This is a genomic window from Paenibacillus sp. CAA11, from assembly GCF_003060825.1.
In the GTDB taxonomy this organism is placed as follows: Bacteria; Bacillota; Bacilli; order Paenibacillales; family Paenibacillaceae; genus Fontibacillus.
The window spans coordinates 4,729,811-4,755,241 of sequence record NZ_CP028922.1; the positions used below are offsets into that span (position 1 = coordinate 4,729,811).

At 47.8% G+C, this 25,431-nt stretch carries 22 protein-coding genes and 1 riboswitch; of the genes, 4 read left to right on the forward strand and 18 right to left on the reverse strand.

Annotation, left to right across the window (positions count from 1 at the left end):
• Nucleotides 1-16: 16 nt before the first annotated feature.
• The gene (locus DCC85_RS22050) at nucleotides 17-1,219 is read right to left on the reverse strand and encodes an oxalate decarboxylase family bicupin (protein WP_108467501.1); all 1,203 of its coding nucleotides are present in this window, start codon (nucleotides 1,217-1,219) and stop codon (nucleotides 17-19) included.
• Nucleotides 1,220-1,408: 189 nt separating this feature from the next.
• Here DCC85_RS22050 and DCC85_RS22055 point away from each other — a divergent pair, with 189 nt between their 5' ends.
• Nucleotides 1,409-2,287 (forward strand): hypothetical protein, encoded by an 879-nt coding sequence (locus DCC85_RS22055; RefSeq protein WP_234414275.1) that lies wholly within the window; start codon nucleotides 1,409-1,411, stop codon nucleotides 2,285-2,287.
• Nucleotides 2,288-2,582: 295 nt separating this feature from the next.
• Here DCC85_RS22055 and DCC85_RS22060 read toward each other — a convergent pair whose 3' ends face one another.
• The 7 genes from DCC85_RS22060 to DCC85_RS22090 all read right to left on the reverse strand — a co-directional run bounded on the left by DCC85_RS22060 (nucleotide 2,583) and on the right by DCC85_RS22090 (nucleotide 11,318).
• A complete protein-coding gene (locus DCC85_RS22060) occupies nucleotides 2,583-3,485 on the reverse strand; it encodes a methyl-accepting chemotaxis protein (RefSeq protein WP_108467502.1) in 903 nt (300 codons plus the stop codon).
• A gap of 248 nt (nucleotides 3,486-3,733) precedes the next feature.
• Nucleotides 3,734-4,369 carry a type 1 glutamine amidotransferase family protein gene (locus DCC85_RS22065; RefSeq protein WP_108467503.1) on the reverse strand — a complete coding sequence of 212 codons (636 nt, stop codon included), beginning with the start codon at nucleotides 4,367-4,369 and terminating at the stop codon, nucleotides 3,734-3,736.
• Nucleotides 4,370-4,443: 74 nt separating this feature from the next.
• Nucleotides 4,444-5,406 (reverse strand): helix-turn-helix transcriptional regulator, encoded by a 963-nt coding sequence (locus tag DCC85_RS22070; RefSeq protein ID WP_108467504.1) that lies wholly within the window; start codon nucleotides 5,404-5,406, stop codon nucleotides 4,444-4,446.
• 212 nt (nucleotides 5,407-5,618) lie between these two features.
• Nucleotides 5,619-6,989 (reverse strand): amino acid permease, encoded by a 1,371-nt coding sequence (locus tag DCC85_RS22075; RefSeq protein WP_108467505.1) that lies wholly within the window; start codon nucleotides 6,987-6,989, stop codon nucleotides 5,619-5,621.
• Between the two features lie 134 nt (nucleotides 6,990-7,123).
• Nucleotides 7,124-7,203: riboswitch (glycine riboswitch) on the reverse strand.
• A gap of 339 nt (nucleotides 7,204-7,542) precedes the next feature.
• Nucleotides 7,543-8,964, reverse strand: a complete 1,422-nt coding sequence (gene araA / locus DCC85_RS22080) for an L-arabinose isomerase (protein WP_108467506.1) — start codon at nucleotides 8,962-8,964, stop codon at nucleotides 7,543-7,545.
• Between the two features lie 40 nt (nucleotides 8,965-9,004).
• The gene (locus DCC85_RS22085) at nucleotides 9,005-9,700 is read right to left on the reverse strand and encodes an L-ribulose-5-phosphate 4-epimerase (RefSeq protein ID WP_108467507.1); all 696 of its coding nucleotides are present in this window, start codon (nucleotides 9,698-9,700) and stop codon (nucleotides 9,005-9,007) included.
• 1 nt (nucleotide 9,701) lies between these two features.
• Entirely contained in the window at nucleotides 9,702-11,318 is a 1,617-nt protein-coding gene (locus DCC85_RS22090; protein WP_108467508.1) for a xylulokinase, read from the reverse strand.
• Nucleotides 11,319-11,755: 437 nt separating this feature from the next.
• On the opposite strand from DCC85_RS22090, the gene DCC85_RS22095 reads away from it, so the two are divergent.
• The gene (locus tag DCC85_RS22095; protein ID WP_108467509.1) at nucleotides 11,756-12,844 is read left to right on the forward strand and encodes a GntR family transcriptional regulator; all 1,089 of its coding nucleotides are present in this window, start codon (nucleotides 11,756-11,758) and stop codon (nucleotides 12,842-12,844) included.
• 61 nt (nucleotides 12,845-12,905) lie between these two features.
• On the opposite strand, the gene DCC85_RS22100 is transcribed toward DCC85_RS22095, so the two are convergent.
• Entirely contained in the window at nucleotides 12,906-13,511 is a 606-nt protein-coding gene (locus DCC85_RS22100) for a uracil-DNA glycosylase (protein ID WP_108467510.1), read from the reverse strand.
• A 264-nt stretch (nucleotides 13,512-13,775) separates the two neighbouring features.
• Between DCC85_RS22100 and DCC85_RS22105 the strand changes: the two genes are divergently transcribed.
• Nucleotides 13,776-14,561, forward strand: a complete 786-nt coding sequence (locus tag DCC85_RS22105) for a DUF817 domain-containing protein (RefSeq protein ID WP_108467511.1) — start codon at nucleotides 13,776-13,778, stop codon at nucleotides 14,559-14,561.
• A 207-nt stretch (nucleotides 14,562-14,768) separates the two neighbouring features.
• On the opposite strand, the gene DCC85_RS22110 is transcribed toward DCC85_RS22105, so the two are convergent.
• The 8 genes from DCC85_RS22110 to DCC85_RS22145 form a co-directional block, all read right to left on the reverse strand.
• Entirely contained in the window at nucleotides 14,769-15,908 is a 1,140-nt protein-coding gene (locus DCC85_RS22110) for a 5-methyltetrahydropteroyltriglutamate--homocysteine S-methyltransferase (protein ID WP_108467512.1), read from the reverse strand.
• A 227-nt stretch (nucleotides 15,909-16,135) separates the two neighbouring features.
• Entirely contained in the window at nucleotides 16,136-17,398 is a 1,263-nt protein-coding gene (locus tag DCC85_RS22115; protein WP_108467513.1) for a hypothetical protein, read from the reverse strand.
• On the reverse strand, nucleotides 17,395-18,294 hold the full coding sequence (locus DCC85_RS22120; protein WP_108467514.1) for an ABC transporter ATP-binding protein: 900 nt from the start codon (nucleotides 18,292-18,294) through the stop codon (nucleotides 17,395-17,397). The genes DCC85_RS22115 and DCC85_RS22120 overlap by 4 nt, the downstream gene beginning before the upstream one ends.
• A 28-nt stretch (nucleotides 18,295-18,322) precedes the next feature.
• A complete protein-coding gene (locus DCC85_RS22125; RefSeq protein ID WP_108467515.1) occupies nucleotides 18,323-19,129 on the reverse strand; it encodes a hypothetical protein in 807 nt (268 codons plus the stop codon).
• A gap of 1 nt (nucleotide 19,130) precedes the next feature.
• The gene (locus tag DCC85_RS22130; RefSeq protein ID WP_159081951.1) at nucleotides 19,131-19,709 is read right to left on the reverse strand and encodes an RNA polymerase sigma factor; all 579 of its coding nucleotides are present in this window, start codon (nucleotides 19,707-19,709) and stop codon (nucleotides 19,131-19,133) included.
• Nucleotides 19,710-19,928: 219 nt separating this feature from the next.
• Nucleotides 19,929-21,107 (reverse strand): aminotransferase-like domain-containing protein, encoded by a 1,179-nt coding sequence (locus DCC85_RS22135; protein ID WP_108467517.1) that lies wholly within the window; start codon nucleotides 21,105-21,107, stop codon nucleotides 19,929-19,931.
• A gap of 255 nt (nucleotides 21,108-21,362) precedes the next feature.
• Entirely contained in the window at nucleotides 21,363-22,478 is a 1,116-nt protein-coding gene (locus DCC85_RS22140; protein ID WP_108467518.1) for a hypothetical protein, read from the reverse strand.
• 113 nt (nucleotides 22,479-22,591) lie between these two features.
• Nucleotides 22,592-23,371, reverse strand: coding sequence for a hypothetical protein (locus DCC85_RS22145; RefSeq protein WP_108467519.1), 780 nt, complete (start codon nucleotides 23,369-23,371; stop codon nucleotides 22,592-22,594).
• 316 nt (nucleotides 23,372-23,687) lie between these two features.
• Between DCC85_RS22145 and DCC85_RS22150 the strand changes: the two genes are divergently transcribed.
• Nucleotides 23,688-24,557 (forward strand): hypothetical protein, encoded by an 870-nt coding sequence (locus tag DCC85_RS22150; protein WP_108467520.1) that lies wholly within the window; start codon nucleotides 23,688-23,690, stop codon nucleotides 24,555-24,557.
• Between the two features lie 151 nt (nucleotides 24,558-24,708).
• Here the strand turns inward: DCC85_RS22150 and DCC85_RS22155 are convergent, their stop codons facing one another.
• The gene (locus tag DCC85_RS22155) at nucleotides 24,709-25,236 is read right to left on the reverse strand and encodes a hypothetical protein (RefSeq protein WP_108467521.1); all 528 of its coding nucleotides are present in this window, start codon (nucleotides 25,234-25,236) and stop codon (nucleotides 24,709-24,711) included.
• Nucleotides 25,237-25,431: the final 195 nt, after the last annotated feature.

A 25,431-nucleotide genomic window follows, 5' to 3' on the forward strand; every position in this document is an offset into this window, starting at 1 on the left:
CCCGGTGGAAGAACGTTCAAGGACAGTAAGGGGGCATCCCTGAATACCTTACAACCGGCCACTTCTCCTTCCGCAGAGCGTTCATAACTTCCGCCCCTACTTGAAGATTATCCTGTACTAATTGATGGGGCGTGAGCGCCATCCATTGATTCAGGGATACATCTTCGAAGCGGTCGCTCTTAAACATCTCCAGAAACCACAAGCTTTGGTCGCCTGTGTTCTGAATGTAATGTCCGTAAGCAAACGGGACATAACCCACGTCCCCGGCACGATAATCAAAGGTCCGGGCCGTACCGTTCGCTGCAAACACCGTCATGCGCCCCATCCCGGAGAGGTAATACTGCCACTCATCATTGTTGGGATGCCAGTGCATTTCTCTCATTCCGCCCGGCTTGATCTCAACCAAGGCAGCAGCGATCTGGGTTGAAATAGGGAAGTTCGTAGAATCAACGATCCGCACCGTCCCGCCCGGAGTGACGATCGGCTTCTGGGCGAACAGCCGGTGGGAGAAGGTTCTCGGTACCGTACCATAGGGGTCCGGGACTTGCTGGCTCTCAAGCGGACCAGGCACATCTGCCTGAAATATATACCGCTGCTCTAAAGGAATATGAGCAAATGCCCCTTCAGGCACACCAAAGTTGGCCGCTAATACATCCTTCGGCGTATGTGCGAACCAGTCAGAGATAGATAGAGTATTAAGGTCTGAGAAGCTGCCATCATCAAAAACAAGCAAAAATTCGCAGCCCTCTTCCAAGCCCTGAATCGAATGTGGGACACCAGGAGGAAAATACCACAGATCGCCAACGCCAACATCGGCTATAAAGTTCCGTCCATTCTGGTCAACAGCCGTAATCCGCGCCTTACCCACAAGCATGATGGACCATTCCGCTTGCTGGTGCCAATGCAGCTCACGTACTCCCCCAGGCGTAAGCGCCATGTTCACCCCGGCCAGCGTAGTTGCCGTAGGAAGCTCTCTAACGGTAACCTCCCGCGACCAGCCGCCATGATTCAGCTGCATATGAGCATCGGAGAATGAGAACTTCAAGTTGGGGATCATCCCCGCATCCGTAGGGGGAGGAACCAGTAAATCCGGGTTCTCACGATCTCTGATCATGTCACGCGGGCCCAGGTCCCACCATCCAGCACCATCCTTCCTGATGGGTTGCGGTATATCTCCATATGCAGCTTGATTATAATTATACGGCCTCTTCTCCACCATATTACCTCCTCCTTCTTCCTTAAGCCCTAATCTAAATTATGCGATGTGTACCTTGTCTTAGGCATTTAGAAGAAGACAGGATTGCCTAGAATTTCATAAGCAGGAGTTTTTTCGAGGAATATAGTGGCAGAGGATAACACGCACAGTCTATACTCATAAGAAATACATATGGAGCGAGGACCAGACTATATGGAATTTCAGCTTCTTTATCACGAGTACCTAAATTTAAAATTTAACCGGGGGCTACCCTCTCTTCAAACCGATCCCTTTGAGTACTGCTACTACGAGGATGACCGCGCAGAGCTGTTCTTTGCCGGCCGGGAGGATGAGTCCTTTCCAGAGTGGACATATGAGCTGCAGCCCAGGGATCCTAATTACATCCTTCATCCGGACTGGCAGCCTGTCCTGTCTGCTTCTTTTAAAAATATGGATGTATATGATGAATTGATCCTGTACTACCTGCTGTTCACCATCAATACGACGACGTCCATCGTTAACGTCAATCCCTATAATGCCATGAACGACTTTATGAAGAACTATTGCTTTTTTCAGCTTGCTCAGCTGACCTCTAGCGCCAGACTGAATGATGAACAGAAGCAGCAATTAAGAGAGTTTTTCTTCTTTTTCTACCTTTATACGCATCCGGTGAATGAAGAGACCCTCTATTCCTTCTCCTTTAGCGGGCAAGACTTGATCCATACGAAGACCCATATCCATGTTGAGCATTATTTCTCTGCATATCATGACCACTATAAGGCGAATTGCAAGAAGTACAGCGATAAGCTGCAAATATCGCCGGAGGAGATCGATGCCTGCAAGCATCTCACCCTTGCGCTGTTAAGAACAATAGAAGGCAAATCCGCCAGACTGGTCATGCCTCCGGAAGAAGGATTAGAAGCTGTATTGCAGCTGATTAATGACGTGGATACCCTGTTAAGTATTTACTTTGAAAATAAAACAGCTCTGTTTGAGCTGATAAGGGGCTTCCTCTCTAACAATCGCTCTAATCCCTATCACGAACATTGCTTCCGCACTTTGCTGCAAAATTACGTTTGTTACATAGATTGAACTAAAGTTTTACATTGATCTTTCTGTATTTAACGGCCTAATACGGCCCTATAACATTCATTTCTTTAGTTCATTCTATATACATCCTTTACTTTCATTTTGATGAAATCAATGCATTGGTGGATTATTTTATGGACACTCCTGAATGGTGTGCGGAGATCATCAATCAGATCTTTATGGAGACTATCTTTATTCAGAAGATTATAAGGCAGAACCAGATAGACCTTGGTGAGTATACGGAGGTTGTTGAATTCTTTAATGAGGAGGCCAGGGGGGTCTATCTATCATCTTAAGATCAAATATTTAATGCTACGTTTTGGGCCTGCTCCTCCAGCTTCTGGGCAAAGTCAGCAATGCTGTTAAAGTCCTCTATAGTCACACGGATCTGCTGCTGGCCCTCCTCAACAGAAGACTGAACACGGCTGACACCGTCTGAAATCTCGGTAATCTCCTTAGTAATGCCATTAATAGTATTCTGAACCTTCATGATGGACTCCGACACCTCGTTGGACAACTTACGCACTTCCGAAGCGACTACATCGAACCCTCTGCCATATGGGCCCGCATGTGCTGCCTCGATAGCTGCATTCAAAGCCAGCAGATGAGTCTGGGATGCAATATCACGAATCGTCTGCACAATCCCTTGGATCGACTTCGCCTGTTCCTGCAGCTCCTTAAGGGTATGCGTATTATTCTCCGAGACCTCAACAATCCGGTCGACACTAAGCAGCAGCTTCTGGCTTTGGCTGATTCCCTCTTCTGCCCGGCGGTTTAGTCCTTGGGAGGTGGCCCCCAGCTCTTTGACCACTGTACTTAGACCGAATTGGCGTTCGGTAATATCGGTTGCAATTTTGGACACACCAATGACCTCAGTCTCCTGCTCATTAAATATCGGCATATAAGTGGCCTCCAGCCACACCGATTCACCGCGGACATTCTTCCGCTCTATCTTATCCTGAAAGCTGTGCCCTGACAGGAGTGCCTGCCAGAACTGCTCATAAACCGGCGAGCTCACAAAGGAGTCGAAGCAGAAGTCCTCATGCTTCATTCTCATAATATCCTCAATGGAATAACCCATTGTATCCGCAAATACCCCATTTACATAAGCAACTCTTCGATCAATATCAAAACGAATCATAGCCAAATTCTTCTCCAGCGCCCTAACGACCAATTCGTCTGTAACCGCTTGTTTATTCATAACTAAAGTTGTCAACCTCCAAGATATATTAAGAAGCGTGATCTGCCTCATGCTTTACATCCTGCACAATTTTTGCAACATTCTAATACATCAGTTTAACAACTATAGCTATACAATAAATATACATATGCTAATGCCTGAGTCCTCTTGATCTGCGTACATTCTAAGCACTTCAGCAGATATAACAAATCACCAAGTCCAGTATAAACTTGGTGATTTGATCCGTTCTGTTTCTATTGCTGAAGCTGCTACTTCGATCCGATAGAATTCATCAACTCAAAGAAATATGTTGGCTCATGGGTCTGATAAAGATTGAACCATGCTTGCAAGGTTTGCGGGGCAAATACATCCAGCTCCTTCATTACATGCATCGCAAATTGTAGCGGGGCTATGCCGGATGCAGTAATTAAATTCCCGTCCGTTACTGCTGGCTCCTCCTCATAATATTTTTCGCCTATGTAATGGGGACAGACCATCTTCAGGTATTCCAGATTGTTGCTGGTATGCCTTCTTGCGTCTAGCAACCCGACCTTGGCAAGTCCCATTGTTGCACCACAAATCGCCGCAACCACTGTGCCACTATTTAAAGCTGCTGCGGCTTTTGTCAGCATAGGCTCGTGAACGGCTTCCAACCAAGTTTCTCCCCCTGGAAGAATTAAGACATCTGTACTTTTAAGCGTACACTCCTCCAAAGAAAGACTAGGCAGTATGCTCAATCCTCCCATAGTCGTAACAGGACTTCTATCGACGCCTATTGCAACCACTTCTAAGGGCGCTATGCCTGGCTTGAAATACCTCCCCGAATTCAGCTCCGCGATTAAATAACCGGTCTCCCAGTCTGCCATCGTATCAAACACATAAAGGTACACTTTTCTCGTATGCATCATATACACTCCTATCTAAGTGATGTATCCCATTATAAAAAAACTTCACTGACAGCCTCCGTCAGTGAAGTTTCCTAAGCTTGATAAAAATCTATTAACTCATATAGAACTTCAATTAGTTTCTGCTTCAAGCTTATAGGTTCAATGACTTGAACCGATTTGCCATAGGGTAATAGCAGATACGGCACATACCTATGAAGGGCCTCTTCTTCCATTAGAAATGTCACCTTCCCAGAAGTCCGCTCATTGAAATGATGCCCTAGAAACCAATGCTGGCACAGGTCATCCAGTGCACTTGCCTTACCAGCTACAACCAAAGAGATAAGTGCTCGCTGATCCTTTGCTTCTGGAAGCAGGCCTTTCCTAAGAAACTCACCCGCCGAAAAGGACTTTGGACGAAGAAAGGTTATCTCTGTCTGAATAATATAGTTAATCCGTTCCACTCTAAAATTGCGGATTTCCTTCCTTAAATGACACCATCCAATGACGTACCAGTTATGATTCCAATGAACCAATCCATAAGGATCAACAAGCCTGCGCCTAGTTTGCTCATCACGACTTGCACGGTATTCAATCTCTACAGACAATTCGTCTACTATACTCTGCTGCAGCTTCTTAAGTAGAGGCTCCACAGATGGGTTTCCGCTTGGGCTAATCACTTCAAGCCCTTCTAAATGCTGACTGATCCTTCTCTCCTGCTCTTGATTTGAGTACATCCTTAGCTTTGATGTTGCTCTGTGTAATGCTTCCCCGGAATAGTATCCAGCTTCTTCTGCAAAAATAGCAGCGTGAAGCAAGGCGGTTTGCTCCTCCACATCAAAAACAAGAGGACTTTCAATAAAGTGATTCAGCAGGGTGTACCCACCATGATGACCTGTGTCCGATATGATCGGCACACCACTGGCAGAAAGGGCGTCCATATAACGGTAAACCGTCCTTATATTCATCTCTAGCTTTTCAGAAATTTGCTTTGCAGTAACTTTCCTGCCCGAATGCAGCATCCATAGAATTGCCATCATATTATCCATTTTAGACATTATGTTTTACCTCAGTAGTCTGTTATGCACTCCTATCAGAGTGTCAATACAGTGATTAGCTCGTCGCCTATAACTTCAACGTTGTCGCGGAATCCGAAGCTCTATTACAAAAAACAACCGTTCCCCGATCAACCCCCGAGGAACGGCTGCTGCGTAATCGTGTATTTTAGCTTCTGACGCCCGGCAACGGATACCAATCCGCTCGGGTGCTCTTAAATCTTCGCAGATTTATTGTTATTCTTATTCACTCGTCTTCTGCTCGAGTACAAGACAAATAATAAAATAAACCAGAGTGGGGTCAACAACAGCGCCGGACGAGTCTCTTCAGCAAACAGCATAATAATAAGAATGATTGCAAACAACGCCAGGACAACATAATTGATAAATGGTGTGAACGGTGCTTTGAATTTTGACTTTTCGTGTAAATGCGGCTGTGTCTTCTTATACTTCACATGGCAGACGAGAATGACACCCCATACCCATATGAAGCAAATGGCGCTAATGGTGGTCACAATGCCAAAAGCTTGCTCCGGAATCAGCTTGCTCAGCAGCGCCCCTACCGATAGAACAAGGGTGGATACCAGCAACGCATTACCAGGTACATGATTCTTATTCAATTTTGCTAAAGATGCTGGAGCCTGGTTGTTCCTGCTTAAATTATATAGGCTCCGGCTTGTTGAGAACAATCCGCTGTTACTAGCGGAAGCGGCCGAGGTTAATACAACAAAGTTAATGATGCCTGCGGCAATCGGAATCCCCACCAGACTGAACGTTTTTACAAAAGGACTTTCAGCCGGACTTAGCTCTGTCCATGGATTAATGCATAACAGGACAATCAGTGCACCAATGTAGAAGAATAGAATTCTTAATGGAATTTTATTAATAGCCGACGGGATATTCTTCTCCGGACTGGATGTTTCTGCGGCCGATACCCCCACCAGTTCTACACCGACATAGGCGAACACCACCATTTGGAACGAAAGCAAGAAACCCGAGATCCCGTTCGGAAACATTCCGCCATGCGCCCAGATATTCTTTAAAGTGACCTCTCCTGTATCCGTTTTGAACCCTACCACCAGCAAAATCACGCCAATGGCAATCAGGGCGAGAATCGTCACTACCTTGATTAAGGCAAACCAAAACTCCAATTCCCCGAAATTTTTAACCGTTAATAGGTTGAGCCCTAATAGGACGATTAAGCAGATGACTGCAGGGACCCATTGCGGAATATCGAACCAATATTGTGTATATACCCCGACAGCAATAACGTCAGCCATGGCCGTCATAATCCAGCAGAACCAATAGGTCCATCCGGTTACGAACGCTGCACGCGGTCCAAGATAGTCTTCGGCAATGTCTGTAAACGATTGATAACCGGCCTTGGACAGCAGAAGCTCTCCCAGCGCTCTCATCACAAAGAAAACGGCCATCCCTACGATGAGATAAGCAAAGATGATGGAGGGCCCTGCCAGCTGTATGGCTTTGCCTGATCCTAAGAACAACCCGGTACCAATAGTACCGCCAATAGCAATGAGCTGCACGTGCCGATTTTTTAAATTTCTCTGTAATTCTTGATGTGCCACACGAACTCCCCCTTATCAAAGCGAATGAAATGCAATAAAAAAAGAGATTGGATGCGCTCCAATCTCCTGGTCCATAAGAATAATAAATAAAGGTTTGCTATGTCCAAATAAGAAAGTCATAACAAAAAATTATTTAATACTCTTCTGTCCTTTTGCCTGAGATTGTGAACCCTTCGGCGCTGCGGAACCCCGCAGTCTCTCCAGAAGCTGCTCCTGCTATAGTGTGATCCATAGCAATCATAGCTTGTAATCATATTCAATTTTAAATTTTACCGGCTTGCAAATATTTTTATTAATACTAATCCTGGTCAAATATTTTGTCAACAGTAATAAATGCCACTGATTTCAATTCGGCACTCACCTATTAATCATGACAGACATCACGAAGAACAAATCACGAAGCATCTCAAGCTTACAACACAGCAGCCGTCTCAAAATTCATAAAGCAATGGCTCTCGTCTATAGTAGGAGTAGGAAAAGGCCGGAGTAAGAACCCCGGCCTCAAATCGTATAGGCAAATCAAAAGGCTTAGGTTTACGCCCAGATAGCTGCCTTACTTAATCACTACGTATTCCAGATTAACCAGCTTTGCATAGGTCACAATTTGATCTGTTGTCAGGTTCAGTGAGACTACGGTATGGTGACCGCCGCCGTTCTCAATCCAGGCTTTTACTCCATCCTGGAAGTTTGGCTTCACTTCCCAAAGCACGCGGGCCACTGGCAATTTTGGTGCTGGAACGGTTGGTTCAAATGCAGTAACTTCGTTGATCAACAGCTTGTAATGCGTGCCGAAGTCAGCCATGGATACCACTACACCGTCTCCTGCTTTACCGTCAAAGACCAGACGCGCTGGGTCTTCGCGGTCGCCGATTCCTAGTGGAGATACGATGATTTTGGGTTTGTTGCTAGCCAAGCTTGGGTCCACTTCGAGCATATGGGATTGCAGGATAGCTTCCTGACCTGCAGCTAACTCATAAGTGTAATCCTCCATGAAGCCCGTGGACTCATTATGGCTCATCACCTTCAGCAGGCGGTCGAGAGCTGCCGTCTTCCAGTCCCCTTCACCCGCAAAGCCGTATCCTTGTGCCATCAGACGTTGAACAGCAAGACCCGGAAGCTGCTTCATACCATGCAAATCTTCGAAGTTTGAGGTGAAGGCATTATAACCGCCCTCATCAAGGAAGCGTTTAAGCGCAATTTCATAGCTTGCTTGTACTTTTACGCTGGCTTCCCATGCTTCTTTGCTGTAAGTACCGTAATCAAATTCGTAGAGCTTCGCATATTCTGCGAACAATGCGTCGATTTCCTCGTTCTTAACCGCGTTCACGTACTCAACGAGATCCCCAATTCCAAAGTAATCTACGGTCCATCCGAATTGAATTTGAGCCTCAACCTTATCCCCTTCGGTAACGCCAACGTTGCGCATGTTGTCTCCAAAGCGGGCAACTTTGATGTTGAAGCTTTCGTTATAAGCAACCGCCACGTCCATCCAGTCTGCAATTTGCTGACGTACTTCAGGACGTTCCCAGTAACCTACTACCACTTTATTTTGTTTGTTCAGGCGGGCATTGATAAAGCCATACTCACGGTCACCGTGAGCCGCTTGGTTCAGGTTCATGAAGTCCATATCGATCGTTGCCCAAGGAATGCTCTCATTGTATTGAGTTGCTAGATGAAGCAGCGGCTTTTGCAGCAATTTCGTTCCGCGAATCCACATTTTTGCTGGCGAGAAAGTATGCATCCAAGTGATGACACCGGCAACTTCATCCCGATAGTTGACTTCCTTCATAATGCTTGTGATTTTGTCTGCACTCACAGCCAAATCCTGAAGTTCCAGCGGATAAGGCAGAACGCCGCTATTATTGAGCGCATCAGTCATCGTCTGAGCATGGGCTTTAACCTCTGCCAATGCCTCTTCTCCATAAAGATGTTGGGAACCTACGACAAACCAAAACACTTTTTTATTTGTTGTCATTTAAGATCATCCTCTTTTCTTAATTTATAAGTAGAATGGATTATTTCTGACCGTAATAAGCGTTCTTCCCGTGCTTCCGCAAATAGTGCTTGTCGAGAATGCGCTGCGGCAATTCTTCAGCAAAATGATTGAGCTCTCTTGCAAATAAGTTCATCTTCGCAACTTCTTCCAGCACGACACTGTTCATTACTGCTGACTTGGCATCCTTGCCCCAGGTAAAGGGTCCATGGCCCTTTAGCAAGACACCGGGCACGGCTAAAATGTCTAACCCGCGCTCTTCAAAGGTTTCGATAATTACACGGCCTGTCTCTGCTTCATAGCCGCGATCGATCTCCTCTTGAGTCAAGAAACGGGCACAAGGTACAGAACCGTAGAAAGTGTCTGCATGCGTAGTTCCCATTACGGGCACATCAAGACCGGCTTGAGCCCATATCGTTGCCCAAGTTGAATGCGTGTGCACGATGCCGCCAATCTCGGAGTAATGCTTATAAAGTACGGCATGTGTCGGAGTATCCGATGAAGGTCTCAGCTCTCCTTCAACCACATTTCCATCAAAGTCAACGACTACCATATCGCTAGCTTTCATCGTTTCATAGCTTACACCGCTAGGTTTGATGACGAACAAGCTGCTCTCACGGTCAACCGCACTTACATTTCCCCATGTGTATTTGATGAGTCCATGCTTGGGTAAGTCCAAATTTGCTTGAAGCACTTCTTCCTTCAGTTGTTCTAACACGTCAGTCCCTCCATTTCTCCACTAAGTGGTCTACAGCAGCCTGCTCAATGGCTAAGCCCTTCTTATACCGCTCGATGAACACTTCGAATCCTTGCACATCAGATTGATCTGGCTGAACTTCCTGTCCCTCAGCATCCTTAAAGACCTTGTGATCCAGGAAGTCTTCCAACGCTTCTTGTTGATCTTTGTTGATCATATAAGAAGCTAGAATCGCCATGCCCCATGCTCCGCCTTCCCCGGCTGTTGCCATGACGGAAACCGGAACGTTCATAGCCGCTGCAACAATCTTCTGTCCGACTACTGGGGTCTTAAATAAGCCGCCGTGAGCCAGGATGCCATCAATAGCGACATGTTCATTCTTCGTCAAAATGTCCATCCCGATCTTGAGCGCTCCAAAGGCGGTGAACAGATGCGTCCGCATGAAATTCGCTAAATTGAAATTGCTCTCAGGGGAGCGGACAAACAGCGGCCGGCCTTTCTCAATTCCCGTAATATTCTCGCCTGAGAAATAACCATAGCTGAGCAATCCGCCGCCATCCGGGTCCGCTTCCAAGGCCTTGTTGAACATCACACTGAATAATTGTTGGGTGTCCACCTTCTGCCCCATGGCTTCGGAGAACTCCCGGAACAAGCCGAGCCAAGCATTGATATCACTTGAACAATTGTTGGCATGAACCATCCCGACCGGACTACCGTTTGGCGTCGTAACCAGATCAATCTCCGGATAGACATTAGTGAGCTCTTTCTCTAGTACGATCATGGCAAAAACGGAAGTCCCTACAGAGACGTTCCCTGTGCGTTTCCTAACGCTATTCGTAGCAACCATTCCTGTTCCGGCATCACCCTCCGGAGGGCAAAGCGGAATGCCTGGCTGCAGGGTCTGTGATATATCCAGCATTTTGGCTCCAGCCTCGGTTAATACCCCTGCTTGGTCGCCTGCGTTATAGACTTTGGGAAGGATACTCTTAAGCTTCCAAGGGTAGCCCTTGGCCGCAACGAGCTCATCAAACTGCTTGATCATCGATTCATGATAATCGTGGGTAGCCTCATCAATAGGGAACATGCCCGATGCATCCCCAATGCCCAGCGCTTTATTACCCGTCAATAGCCAGTGAATAAATCCGGATAAAGTAGTTATAAAATCAACACGGGGCACATGCTCTTCTTCGTTCAATATCGCTTGATAGAGATGCGCGATGCTCCAGCGTTCAGGGATGTTGAATTGGAACTTATCCGTTAATTCTCTTGCTGCAGCCCCGGTTGTCGCATTGCGCCAAGTCCGAAATGGAACCAGCAGCTCGCCTGTGCTGTCAAAAGCCATATATCCGTGCATCATTGCAGAGAAGCCTATGGAACCGATCGTGTCGAGGGTGACCTCATACTTGCGCTCAACCTCTTGCTTCATTTCACGATAAGCTTCCTGCATACCGGTGATGATATCTGTCAAGTTGTACGTCCAATATCCGTCTTTCAAGAGGTTTTCCCATTCATAACTTCCAGATGCGATCGTTTCAAATCGCTCATCAATCAACACCGCTTTGATCCGTGTCGATCCGAATTCGATACCCAGGGAAGTCTTCCCCGCAGTAATCGCCTGCTTCATGTCTACATGATTCATGATCACGTATGTCCCCTCTCTGATAGCGGTTTTCATAATTTAAAATCCAAAGAAGGCGCTTTCCTTCGCTGACAGCCTTAGTATATTTTTTGTACGTACACTTGTCAATAATTTTATTATTTATACATACAAATGTTGCAAAAATCCCTCTAGTATTCTCCCCTTAGTGCCTTTACTATGGTATTTATATAGATTGAACTAAAGTTTTACATTGAATTTTCTGTTATCACGACCTAATACGGTCCTATAACGTTCATCTCTTTAGTTCATTCTATCTATATGACATGACATTTAATTATAATTACAATAATCTATACAAGTTGTACTTAAAAAGGATAGAACATTTTCATTCATTTAGAATCATGCTAAAATATGTACACACAAAAATGTCAGAAAAATAAATTGGTATGCGAACAACTATGAAAGAAGTGGGTTAATTGAGGCCAAAGTATCAGGTCATTATTGATGATATAAAAAGCAATATTCTCTCAGGAGGTTACAGTGTAGGAGAACAAATCCCTACAGAGTCCGCTTTGCAGGACAAATACAAAGTTAGCCGCCAAACGGTGCGGAAGGCCATACTGGAGCTATCGAACGAGGGTTTCTTAAGAAGCGAGAAGGGATCTGGCACTTATGTCAGCAGCCAATATCGGTCAAGATCCGGCACAAACTCCAAGCGAACCATCGGTGTGATCACCACCTACATCTCTGATTACATCTTCCCCTCGATCATCCGCGGCATTGAAGGCAGACTGAACGAAGATAACTACTCGCTGCTGTTAGCCAGTACGAATAATGATGTCGCCCAAGAGAAGAAAGCGCTAGAGATGATGCTGTCCTTCGGGGTGGACGGTTTGATTATTGAACCCACGAAGAGCAATCTGTACAATCCGAATATCGCCTACTACCTGTCGTTCAAGGAGCAGGACGTCCCAATCATTATGATCAATGCCTATTATGAGGAATTAGAGGTTCCTTTTTTCTGTCTGGATGACGTGCAGTCCAGCTATCTTGCCACCAAAGAGCTGATCTCCAAAGGGCATACTCAAATCGGAATTATCTCCAAAATGGACGATTTACAGGGGAAATATCGGATGAAGGGATATATCAAGGCTCTCGGTGAAGCCAAGTTACGCTTTCACCCGGACCAAGTGCTCTCCTACGATACCGAGACAAAGCCGGACCTGTCTGACAGCTTGAGAGAGTTCTTAAGTGACAATAGAGACGATTTAACGGCCATTGTCTGCTACAACGACGAGGTAGGCCTAGAAGTCGTAAATGTATGCCGGCAGCTTGGCATATCTGTTCCGGACGAGTTATCCATCATTGGTCAGGACAATTCTTATATAGCCAAGAATGCCAATATCAAGCTGACAACCCTGACGCATCCCCAAGAGCAAATGGGGCGGGATGCCGCGGATTGGGTGATCAAGAAACTGCAAGGTAAGAAGGACTTGCCGAACGATACCTATTATCAGCCCGTGTTAATCGAAGGGGAGACGGTGAAAGAGATCGAGGTACAGTAGCTCTGATGTGACTTGACAATTGCAGGGATATATTAAAAAACAATCATTGAGGACCCCCAGGTCATCCATGGTTGTTTGAGCTGCTTTTATCCGCTGCTCTTTCCCTCCACTTTTCCTTCAAAGCTGCCAAATCGTCTATGAAAAACCTAAGTAAGTTGGGCCGCCTTCTTACAGCAAGCGGATGATAGGTAAAGCCGATAGGCATGCCCCTGAACTCCTGCCAGCTGCCCCGCAATTCCTTAACACTGATATTCTCCTGCTGCGGGAATAGGGCCTCTGCCACAACATTACCAAATCCAAATAGTACAAGCGGCTGCTTCTCACCAAGCTGCAGCTGCAGATGGGGAAAACATGCGGCTCTTGCTGTGGGCTTATCGTATGCACGCACCGGACGGCATTTGAGCAAGTAGGTGACATAAACCGAGTCTATCTCTATCCCCGCTTCCCTCAAACCCAGCTGGAGGGTTTCCCGGGTACCGCACAGAAATGAGTTCCCCTCCCGGTCCTCTCGTGCCCCCGGATTATCCAGAATTAGCATCAGCGGGGCATTCGGGTTCCCCTCACCCCAGATGACGCGGTGTCTCTGCCTGGATAGTTCGCAAAGCTCACAGTGCTGAATACCCTTAGGGGTTTGTTCTTCTGGCAAAATAACGAAGGAATGATCCATTATGGTGTCAGCAGCTCCTTTCTTGTAAGACGCAATGACTCCATTATGCCCATCCCGAATAAATATCTTGCCGTATGGGGAATACCGTTGGTGTTCGGACCAAGAACATGATTATTAAACAATTATAAAACAATAATTAAATCATATTTATTAATAATTATTTATTGCAAAACAATAAATTATAGTTTAAATTTAGGCTCATCATGGTGGGAACCCTTTTCCTAAAGGGTGTTGTTCTGCTTATAGGTAAAGGGGGAAGCGCTAATGAAAAGAAAACTCTGGCACGCCCTGCAGCAGCTGGTTCGCTTCGGCTGGCAGCAGGCGCTGTCCTGCGTATTTCCCGTAGTGATCTTTGCCTCACTGGCGCTGACCAAGCTGATCCCCCTTCCATGGCTGCACCGTTATGACTGGCTGCTAATCATCTGTCTGGCCATGCAGGTAGGTATGCTGCGCTCCGGGCTTGAGACTCGTGACGAACTGAAGGTGATCACCGTCTTTCACCTCATCGGCTTGGCCCTGGAAATGTTCAAGGTTCACATGGGATCTTGGTCTTACCCGGAGGAGGGCTGGACCAAGATTAACGGAGTCCCTCTCTACAGCGGATTCATGTATGCCAGTGTGGCCAGTTACTTGTGCCAGGCCTGGCGGCGTCTCAAGGTAGATCTTGTTCACATGCCTCCGATCTGGCTCGTTGTCCCGCTGGCGGCTTCCATCTACCTGAATTTCTTCACCCACCATTACTGGATCGACATCCGCTGGTGGCTGTCCGCCCTGGTGGTGATCGTATTCTGGCGAACATGGGTCACCTATGAGGTGGGCCAGCGCTGCTACAAGATGCCGCTTGCCCTCTCCTTCGTGCTGATCGGCTTCTTCATCTGGATTGCGGAGAATGTCGCTACCTTCTTCAACGCATGGGAGTACCCGGATCAATCTGAAACTTGGCATTTTGTCCATTTCAGTAAGGTCGGCTCCTGGCTTCTGCTTGTCATCGTTAGCTTTCTAATCGTTGCCGCGTTGAAGCAGGTTAAGAGGCAGCGGCCTCCCGGCTGAGGGGGATAGAGGCAGGTGCAGCTGGCTGCTATTTCAAGACCTCCTAACATCCGCTGTGACACTTTGTTATACGATCAAGGCAACCGCTTTGCGGGCAATTGGCTAAAGCCGCTAACAAACCTAAAGCCGTACGGATGATCATCCGTACGGCTTATCTATCGGCTGGCTCTATTATTGCCTCGCCTCGTCTTGCCTTAAGGCTATGGATTATTTCCAGATCTCTTCAGCAATTTCCTTAATAAAAGCAATTTTGCGCCATTGCTGCTCCTCAGTCAGGTGGTTGCCTTCTTCCGTGGAAGCAAAACCGCACTGCGGGCTCAGGCAAATCCGGTTCAGATCAACGTATTGCTTCGCTTCCTCGATGCGCTTCAGAATATCTTCCTTGTTCTCCAATTCGCCAAATTTGGAAGAGAACAGACCGAGCACAACCTGCTGATTGTCCTTCAGGAAGCGGAGCGGCTTGAAATCGCCGGCCCGTTCGGTATCAAACTCCAGATAGAAGCCGGAGTAGTTATCGATGCTCAGAAGCGTCTGTGCGATCGGCTCATAGCCTCCGCCTACCCCTGCATAAGTGGAAACATAGTTGCCTCGGCATACATGTGTCGTGACAACAAGATCGTCCGGCAATCCGGATACAACCGCCTCATTCAGCTTCGCGAACTCCTTCGCGTATTCGGCTACACTTACACCGGCCTTCTCCATAATAGCCATGAACTGCTCGTCGCACAGCGCTCCCCATGTGCAATCATCAATTTGGAGGCTGCGGCAGCCTGCATCATAGAGGGCAAGAATTACGGCTTTGTACGCTTTGACGATATCCGACAGAAGCTCTTCCCGATCCGGGTAGATCGCCTTTGTGCTATCCTGGTTCTCGGCCCGGTCCAGTTCAAAGAGGAACTGTGCCGCCGCAGGAATTGACTGGCGTGCAACAACGCCCTCGCCTGCAGCTCCTTTTAAAAAGGTATAATGCGATACGAACGGATGGCTGCTGTAGCCGATTTTGCCAGTCAGGCGGGCTGTCTCAGGTCTCGACTCCGCGCCGTTGAACCGGTAGCCTTGATCAATGATGGTCCGCTTCACCCCATCCAGTCCCCAGAAAAAGTCGAGGTGCCACCAGGAGCGGCGGAATTCGCCGTCCGTTACAGCTTGAAGGCCAACCTCTTTTTGCTTCTGGACAAGCTTAACGATTTCTGCGTTCTCTACTTCTTTCAATTGTTCGGCGGTAATTTCGCCATTCTGGAATTTCAATCTAGCCTCTTTCAGCTCGCGAGGACGCAAAAAGCTGCCAACGATATCATATCGAAACGGAGTAACGGTGCGATGTTTAGGTTCGGCTTGTGTGCTCATTCGGTAATCTCCTCGGAAATTCATTTTAAAAACACTATAGCACATCCTACTTGCTATAACGTTCTATGAATGAGTTATAGCTGGATATAGCCAATAGCTATAACTAGTGGGATTTCAATGACACGAATCTCCTTTCAACTGAACCTCCAGGGATAGAAGTAATTTCACCAAGAGCTGAGGTGGATGGATAAGGAATGCTATGGATCACAAGTGAATTGCTTTGCCTATTAAACAACCTGATACTTGCGAAAGCCCCGGTACGCAAACGGGACAACGAGGAGCGCAACCAAGACAGCGACGGCTCCGATCATGTACGGCTGCGGAACTCGCCAGCCGAAGAGATGGTAAAGCTCATAACCCCGAAAGGCATCGATGTTTCTCACTTGTTTACCAGGAAGGAGAGCGAGCAGATGATTGAAGAGCCGACTCGTCTTGCTTTCGGAGATGAACATCGGTCCGAACAAGAGAACAACCGTGCAGACAATAACCGAAAAGGGCGACTTCATCCGAGAGGAGAACAGCAGCGTCAATCCGGTCATCATAAGACTGCCCAGATAGCCGAGTAGAGACAACCACAGATAAGTCTCCAGGGCGGTAAGCGGAAATGGCGAGAGTAGGTAACTTCGGCCTACCGTTTGCAGAGAGGCATTCCAACCCGAAACTCCGTATACGGCAAATACGGACGCGGTAAAGGCAAGCCAGCCGAACAGAAACATCCCGGTTGCAAAGGTAAAAGCCGCCTTCAGCTTGGCGTAAATAGCTTTGCCTCGTCCGTGGCGCGTCGAGAGCACGATGGCTGCTACGCCGGTCTGGTATTCGGAGGCAAATACAGGAGCGGTGCAGACGCAGATCACGAACGTGGCGATCATGAAGATGAAGGAAGAATTTCTAAAAAGAGTCTGCCAACCCCCGGTGTAGTCTACCCGGAAGGGGGTGCTTATCTTCGCATTCATGTTCTCATAGTACACTTTGTCTGCTGCGGAATAATTGCCGTAGGCATAATCCTTGCTGAGATAAGCACGAACCCGCTCCATCCGCTTTTCATAGAAGTGATTTAGACTTTCTGGCGATAGGTTGTCGACGATGTAGTAATTATGTTGACCAAAGGGGGAATATACTTCGCGAATGAAGTCGAGTATGAAATCGTACGGATAAACCTTATAGAATGCTTCATCTGTAAGTACCCTTCCCCCGATATCGGGACGATAGACACCCAGATTGGCGGGATCATCACGAATGGCACGAAAGCCCTGGAGCGCATTTTCAAATACCTTCGGCGTAAGCGGGCCTGCGAAAGCTTGGACATGCTTCTTCTCCAGGGGAATGACTGCCATTCCATTCACTTCCCCATGATTATCGTATGAAGGTCCATCCTGAAGGGCTTCAACCACGGAGCCGTACAGAGCGAACAATAGCATCGCGAGCAAGCCAAACAAGGCAGATTTGCGTCGCATTAGCTTGCGGAGTTCAAATTGGGTTAAAGCACTCATAAGTGAGCCTCCCTCTGTCCAAGAGATGGAACGGCAGAGTCGCTGAAATGATACAAGTACAGATCTTCCAGGGTAGGGACGGCAGGCGTTGCATCTGCCGCAGGCTGCGAAGCCGAGATAACACGCAGTTCGACATAGGGGCCGTCATGCTTCAGATTACTGATCACAACGTCGCCTCCTACCCGCTCCACTTCGTCTGGTGTAAGTCGGTAGTTCCAGACGCAACCTACCATTGAGGAGGTTAATTCCTGTGCGGTACCGCTCATGAGGAAGCGGCCTTTCTTCATGATGAGGATCTGATCGGCGATGGATTCGACATCGGGTACGATATGCGTGGAGAGAAGAATAATCTTATCCTTCGCCAGATTGGCGATCATGTTGCGGAAGCGAACCCGTTCCTTCGGATCAAGTCCGGCTGTCGGTTCGTCCAGCACGAGGATGCGGGGATCATTCAGCAGCGCCTGGGCGATGCCGAGGCGCTGTTTCATGCCGCCGGAGAAGGTGCGGATTTTCTTGCGGGCCGACTCCGTCAAGGCTACCTGTTCCAGTAGCTCCCGGCTCTTGCGTTTGGCTGCGGTGTTTGACAGTCCCTTGAGGGCTGCGACATATAGCAGGAATTCCTCGGCAGAGAAATTGGGATAATACCCGAAATCTTGAGGCAGATACCCGAGCAGGTTCCGGTATCGTTCACCAAGCGCGGCAATGTCCTGTCCGTCCAGGCTTACCCGTCCGGACGTCGGATTCAGAATGCCGCATATCATGCGCATGAGCGTGGTCTTCCCCGCTCCATTAGCGCCGAGCAGGCCATAGACTCCTGTGTGCATTCGGGCGGATACGCCGTCAACGGCAGTGAAGCCGGTAAATCGTTTGCTGATATCTTCAAGTGTGAGTTCCAACGGATAAAGCCTCCTTTGTATAAGCGGGCTACAACGAGCTAACGAATTCCATTCGACGGCAGGTATTCAGCAGCTTGTGCAGCTCGCGAATCAACGCGAGCAAGGATAGTAGCAGCACGCCCACCCATAGACCGGTGGAGGAGCTTTCATAGACCAGAGCGTTCAGCCCAGTCTGGTTCTCAGTCCGTAAGGTGCAGGCGATTTGCAAAGCCAGGAGGAGCAGGATATACGCGGTACAGGCGAAGCCTTTATCCCGGATACGAGAACAATTGAGCAGCCATAGACAGCCGACGCAGGCCACCGTAAACGGGGTAAACAGGTAGAGCAGCATGCGGCCCAGCTCCTGCCCCCACTCAAGGCTGAACATCCCGGCGAGAATGCCAAGTCCTGCGATGTCGATAAGCGCAAGCAGACTCAGGCGGACTAAGAACAATCGTTCCAGGGAGTACAGGGTACTCATCTCAAGCTCCAGCATTCGACTGCCGATAGAGCGAGTAAGAGCTTGGATTCCAATGAGCACGAGCAGCGGTGCGGCAGTGGAGAACAAAGCAAGCAGCTGCAAGCGACCGCCGGATGAAGCTCCGGGAATCTGGTGAATCAGTACAGCAGTAATCACGAGGACCGCCACATGGAGGAGCCACACTCGCATTCCGATAAAGCGCAGCTGACGAATGTAAAATTGCTTAAACGAGATGCGTCGCCCTTCGTCTCGCTGTATGCTCTCTTCCAGGATCAGACGGGAACGTTTAATGGTTTCCGCGATCCGTTCCGGGTCATGGCCGGGAACAGGAGGGAGCGGGAGGCTGGCGGGCAGATGGCTTTTCCGATGCTTCATCTTAGGATTCTTCCTCCTTGTGCATGATCTTCTTCAGGGCGGCCAGTCCACGCTTCACTCGGTATTGCGCGGTGTAGAGGGTTACGCCCGTAATGTCGGCAATTTCTCGGAAGCGCAGCCCGTAGCTATAGCGCAGGATGACCGCTTCCTGCAGCTCGTCCGGTAGATGGGTCAGCCACCGCACGAGCTCACGGCTCTGCCAATCCCGTTCTGCCGTTTCCTCGGCTGAAGGCGCTGTTCCGAGAGCCGTCTCGGCGATTTGGTCCAGCGCGATCTGGGGCAGTCCCTTGCGGGCATCGCTCACGAGCCTGCGGGCAATCGTATACAGATAGGCCCGGCATTTGCCGGTATGGATGTAGCGATCCAGGGAACGAAAGAAACGATAGAATGTTTCCTGAGTGAGATCCTGCGCCAATGCCGCATTAGCGGTTTTCCAATAGCAGTACCGACTGATGCTGTCATAATGGCGTTCGATCAATTGGTTCAGTGCTTCCAAGTCCCCGTCATGAATCCGTTTGAGCAGTTCGGCATCGTCCAAGGGTTCTTCTCCTTCCACTTGGTATAACTGGGCAAAGCTCAATTTTGAGAAGATTAGATGTGTCTATATTGTGAATACCACAACGAGAGTGTAAGGGCCGTGGGGCTGCTCATTCTATTTTGCAACAGATAGGAATGTAGAGACTGTGAATTTAAATGAAAAAGAGGCCGTTCCTAAGGTCATCTGTGACGACTTTGGAACAGCCTCTTTTGTTTTTTTCCTAAGCAAGAGCGCCTTTACGGTTCACCTCAGGAAATAATTCTATTTTCCTACATTGCCTAAAACCTCAGACAGACGCATCATTCCGAGCTTTAATTTATCAGGTGTAGAATGAGTAAAGTTCAGACGGAACGTATTTTCTTGAGGGTTTGCAACATAAAAAGGTGCTCCTGGAACATAAGCCACACCATGTCTCACGGCTTCAGGAAGCAACCCTGTCATGTCTAGTTGTTTATCCGCCTTGACCCAGAAGAACATTCCCCCCTTTGGTTCTGTAAAGCTAAACCCTTCTAGATTATTTAAATAATCGCGCATCACAATCATGCGCTGATAATATTCCCGGCGAAGAAGGGCAATATGGCTGTTTAGATCGAAATCACGCATCAGAAAATATAGAGCTTGCTGATCTATAGAACTTGAATGAAGATCAGATGATTGCTTGGCCTGCGCCATCATGCCGATAACCTCTTTAGGCCCTGTGATCCAACCACAGCGAAGAGCGGGAACCACGGTTTTAGAAAATGTACTTGTGTACAATACATGAGTTCGTTCCTGATCCAAGCTGGCAAGGGATGGGTAGGTTTCCCCCTCGTCGAACTGAATTTCACCATACGGGTCATCCTCAAAAACCAGAACGTTATATTTTTTGGCCAATTCAACTAAGGCTGTTCTGCGCTCCAGACTCCACACCTTACCTTCAGGATTCGAAAAAGTAGGAACCACATAGATGAATTTGGGCTTCAACGTCTGAATTTTATGTTCTAAATCCTGCGGATCCATGCCGTATTCGTCCCCTTGAACAGAGTATACCTGTCCTTCATAGGCTTTAAATACCTGCAAGGCTGCTAGATAAGTAGGGTCTTCAGTCAGCACGATATCATTAGGTGAAAGCATGATTTTACTAAAAAGGTCGATCGCCTGCTGCGATCCTGTCGTCATCATGATGGCTTCCGGATCAGAGTGAATCCCCTTCGTCTTCATTCTTTCTTGGAGCAAGCCACGCAGGGGCAGAAAACCCTCCGTAACCCCATATTGCAATGCACCCGTACCCGATGCAAAGACCTTCTCATAAGCTAACCGAACTTGTTCTACAGGAAAGAATTCCTCAGAAGGAAGCCCGCCGGCAAAAGAAATGACATTTCCTTGCTGAGTCACAGCTAAAATATCTCGAACGGCTGAAGATGTAAAATTTCTAGTTCTGTCTGCAAAATGATAATTCACGATTTCTTCCCCCTAATTATTTGTAGATCTAGTAGACTTGCTAGCGGCCTAAATAATAACGGGAAAAAGCCGTTGATCCTTCAACTAGATTTGACTCATCATAACACGTGCAAAAAAAGCCACACAATATTAAAATTGCATGGCAAACAAGATTAGCGCTCTCATTTAGGGGGGATTTCCCTATTATTCCGAGGACTAAAACAAGCTGAAAGGGTACACTGCGGCACCTGCTTTCAATAGATGAGCATAGCTTCATTAAGCCCTGCTGATGTAAAATGACTCAAATTCGGCAACAGAGCCAAACCGGTTCAGAGGCACACCTTCTGCTTTCAGGTGATTCTCCAACTTTTCTATAAGCTGCAGAACGGCTAACCGCAACGGTTCAAAGTCTGTCTGATCCAGCAGCGCGACAAGATCCGGATATCCGTAACGAACATAAAGTTCTCGATGCTCGCCTAAGTCAGCAATCCCCGGCCAGCGCCCTTTTTCCGCCGCATACAGAGTTCGGGCTATCCCGTCTTGTAAGCGAATAGCAACGAAAAACGCTGTTTCGTAATGACCTTTCTCGCACGCGGTTAGAAGTTTGTTCATCATCCCCAATTCCTCTTCAAAGTACCCCTTCATCCACCTTTTATAAGAGCGAGTTTCCACTTGACTGCTTTGTCGCTCTGATATAAGGCCAAGTGTATCTGCAATCAGTTTCTCGCATGCTGACATGATTTCACTCGGAGTAACGCTGAACATAATGGTATCAAGATAATGATCCAGTTGGTCCGGCTTGATGGGGAGATTTCTGACTTGCTCACGATAGTGGCCCCACATGCGCTTATAGTAGGTTTGGTTCAAGAACCCAAGAGACTTGAAGATGTCTGTCACAATCTCATAAGCCTGGGTTCGACAATAGGATAGCTCCTTGGAGCTTTCAGCAAGCCGCATTTTAGCCATGCCGGCAAGGCAATCCTTCAGTACTGATTCGGCTTTGCCGATCAAATCAGGCGCTCTCGACTCGCTGCCCATGTTGGAAATGGTCTCCCGAAGCCCCATGAACCTCGCAAGATCATCTTCCGACCGAACATATAACAGCTCACAGTCTGCTATGATCGTCGTATTCCACTCCTCAGATGCTGCCATTCCCTCAGCACGCTCCCACCCAATCGGCCAGAAATCAAAACTGATGCCATCGATAATAAACTGGCACTCCACTTGTCTTCCTCTAGCCGTGGCCGGAATGAAGAAGAAGTCCAAATCCGAGCGTTCCGTCGCTCGCCCCTGCAAATAGGATCCGTAATATCCGACAATAGCGACATCTTGAGGGTAGTGGGTTCTAATGTGTTTTACAATAATGTCAGCTACAGCAAAAACATCAACCATTAGGGCAACCCCCCTTATTATCCTTGAAGTCTAGAACTGTGCCTGTACTTCAAGTTTAGGGAGTCTTCCCGCAGAAGTAAAAGGAAAAGATAATTAAAAACAAACTACTCATATTACAAGCCTTCTGCCAACCGTCTAATCTCCTTACTCATTCTGGCATTGACGGGATATACCTCTTCCAGGTAACGAAGAATATGCAGCGCCGACTCCGGGGTCCGCTCGTATCCCAGTATCATATCGCCCACCCGTTCTGCAAAGGAAGGATACCTCTTCTCCAGCCGCCGCTCCTCTCCAAACACATCCGGGAAGTACGCCTCCTCCTTCTCAAGTAAATGCAAAGCTGAGAGGATATTGTCCACGGCATAGCTCTGGACGAACCTCGCCGCAGAGAGCTTCTCCCCCCGGGCATAGCGGCATAGTCCTACATATAAGTTGGTCAAAGCCTCATTCAGCGGGAAATCCAGTCCCTCTCTGCGCTGCGTCTCCGTTCTCCTTCCGCCCTTAGCGATCTCTGTGATCTCCGGATTCGCATAAGACGGATTCCTCCAAACGATTCTTCCCTCCGAATATGCGACATGCTCCATTTCCTCCTCCTCAAACACCGCATATTCCCCATAGATCCCGTCCTCGAACAGGATCTTGTATCCATCCACCGTATTTCGGAAGGTATATGATAGCGGGTATACTTCCTCCAGCCAATCCAGCTGCTCAATATACGCTTGTTTATATCCCGGCTTCACAATTACAAAAAAGTCCAAGTCCGAATATTCATCAATTCGCGCTGTTTCTACTCCTACCGATCCGACACCCAACAGCAGCAGCGCCTCACCTCTCCGCTCCAGTGAACCTCCAATTTCATCAAGCCTTCTAAGAAGCTGTTCCTTCGTGGCCATCGTAAATCCCCTCCATTAGATCATAAAAAAAAGCCCAACCCCAGCTGCAGCGAGGTTGAACCTTTCGGTTACATTGCCTTTAATTTATTTTCACATTAATGGGAGAATGCAGCGTTGTCAAGATCATATCAACGAGAAGAATACCTGGCCTATTTAAGATAACTGATATAACGTGGGTGGTTTATTTTTCCGATATATACAAATAAGGGTTTTTACCTTATTGGACTATAACTATAGCCCTTTATGTAAAATGATACCTCTATGAAGATTCCAGCATGATGCCCTTACAAAATTATAGGTGTGAGGAGAATTTGTCATGAGAATTTCGATTCATTCAGGCAACGAGCAGATTTCACGAAATTTAAAAGTCCAAGTATCGACGGGAGTCTCGCTTCAAACTGGCGATGCGCAAAAAGTGATGAAGCAGGACAAGCTATCGATAAGCCAGCGAGCGAATAACCTATGGAGTCAAAATGTTGGTAAAAAATCTGCTACTGAACAATTAATGGAGCAAATCCAACAAATCACAGAGCGCAGAAGTCAGTACATGTCAAATGCCATGGAAAAAGGGGTTAGCACGGAAGTCATGAAATTGGAGCTGGCGGATTTTGATGCACAAATCGAAGAGGTCGAGACTCAAATCCGAAAGATCAAGCTTGAAGAGCAACAAAAAGCAACAGGGATGGATAAAGAAAATCAAAAAGAAGAGAACGATGAAAAGGAAGTCCTGGAGCGCGGTTCAATAGATTCCGGACAAGTAGAGGATCCCCTTGCATCCAACACAATGGGGGCATTGGTATCGGCAAGCAACAAAATGAACCAAATCAGCAAAGTGAAGATGGCGCAAATTACATTAAATAGTGAATCTAAAGCCTTGGAGAATAGCGACCCCGCTCGCTCTAAGGCACTTAAAAGCAAAGCTGATGGGTTGAACGGCAAAATGATGGAAATAACAAATGATGCAACTAGCGAGATCTCTCAGGCTATCAAGAAAGACAACAAAGAGAGCCTCCAACAACACCAAGTCGAGAACGAGGGTATCGATATCACCGAACAAGAGCCTTCGAGCAAGACTATAGTGCAAGATGGAGAAAATCCATCTCATGCACAGGAATTAACAACTTCCTCGGAGCCTAGTAATGGCAAAGATAAAACCAGAGTGAATTCGATTGATCAAAGGATCTAAACCCAAGCACGGCGCTGAAATCAATGGGTCTCAGTCTTATCTTCTGTGCATAAGAATCTGCGTTCACCACTTGCTGATAAAACATATATCATTGTTTGTTAATAAGCCCCCTTTGACCACTCAAAGGGGGCTTAAAGTCATAGATAAACGATTATTCATTATCCGGCGTGGCCGGATTGGCCTGGGGCATCAAACCCTGAACGGCGCCGATAAACGGGCGAATGGACTTGATCATACCGTAGCCCATCCTCACAACGGGGACAAATTTCTGGATCATGCCGAACAGCCGCAAGCCCCCGCCGAGCATGCCGCCAAGTCCCCCTGCGCCAGCCGTGCCGCCACCCAGGCCGCCGAACAGCGATCCCATCATCGGCAGTAACGCTGATACCTTGGCGTCCGGCTTACGGGGGCGCGGACGGCCAGACGGTTTACGTGCACCGCTTCTCCGGTTGCCAAGACGGGCGCCCGGATCATGCGCACCAGCTCTGCGTTTGAGAGATCGGGAATCTTGCTTCCCGGAAGAAGCGCGTGGGGGGACTCCTGCGCTGGCAAGTACCAACTCGCCGCGATTAACGTCGGTGATGTAACCGACGTAAGTCTCTCCGCTGTGCAGGGTGACACAGACTGGACGGCCCTGAAGCTTCTTAGCCCGTGCACGCATCTCTTTCGATTGTGCCATGGAAGTTCACCTCGCTCACTGATTATAATTCAGTTTACGCCGGGGGCGGGCTCCCTGCTTGTGCGAATGGGACATATGCACGCCAATAATCGCTTGATGAATGCTCATTCACCCTAGGCCGAGTAATTTGGTAAACAGAGTTGATCCATGGTATATTGAATGTACAAAGAAACCCCTCCTTTTGGGTAATGGTTG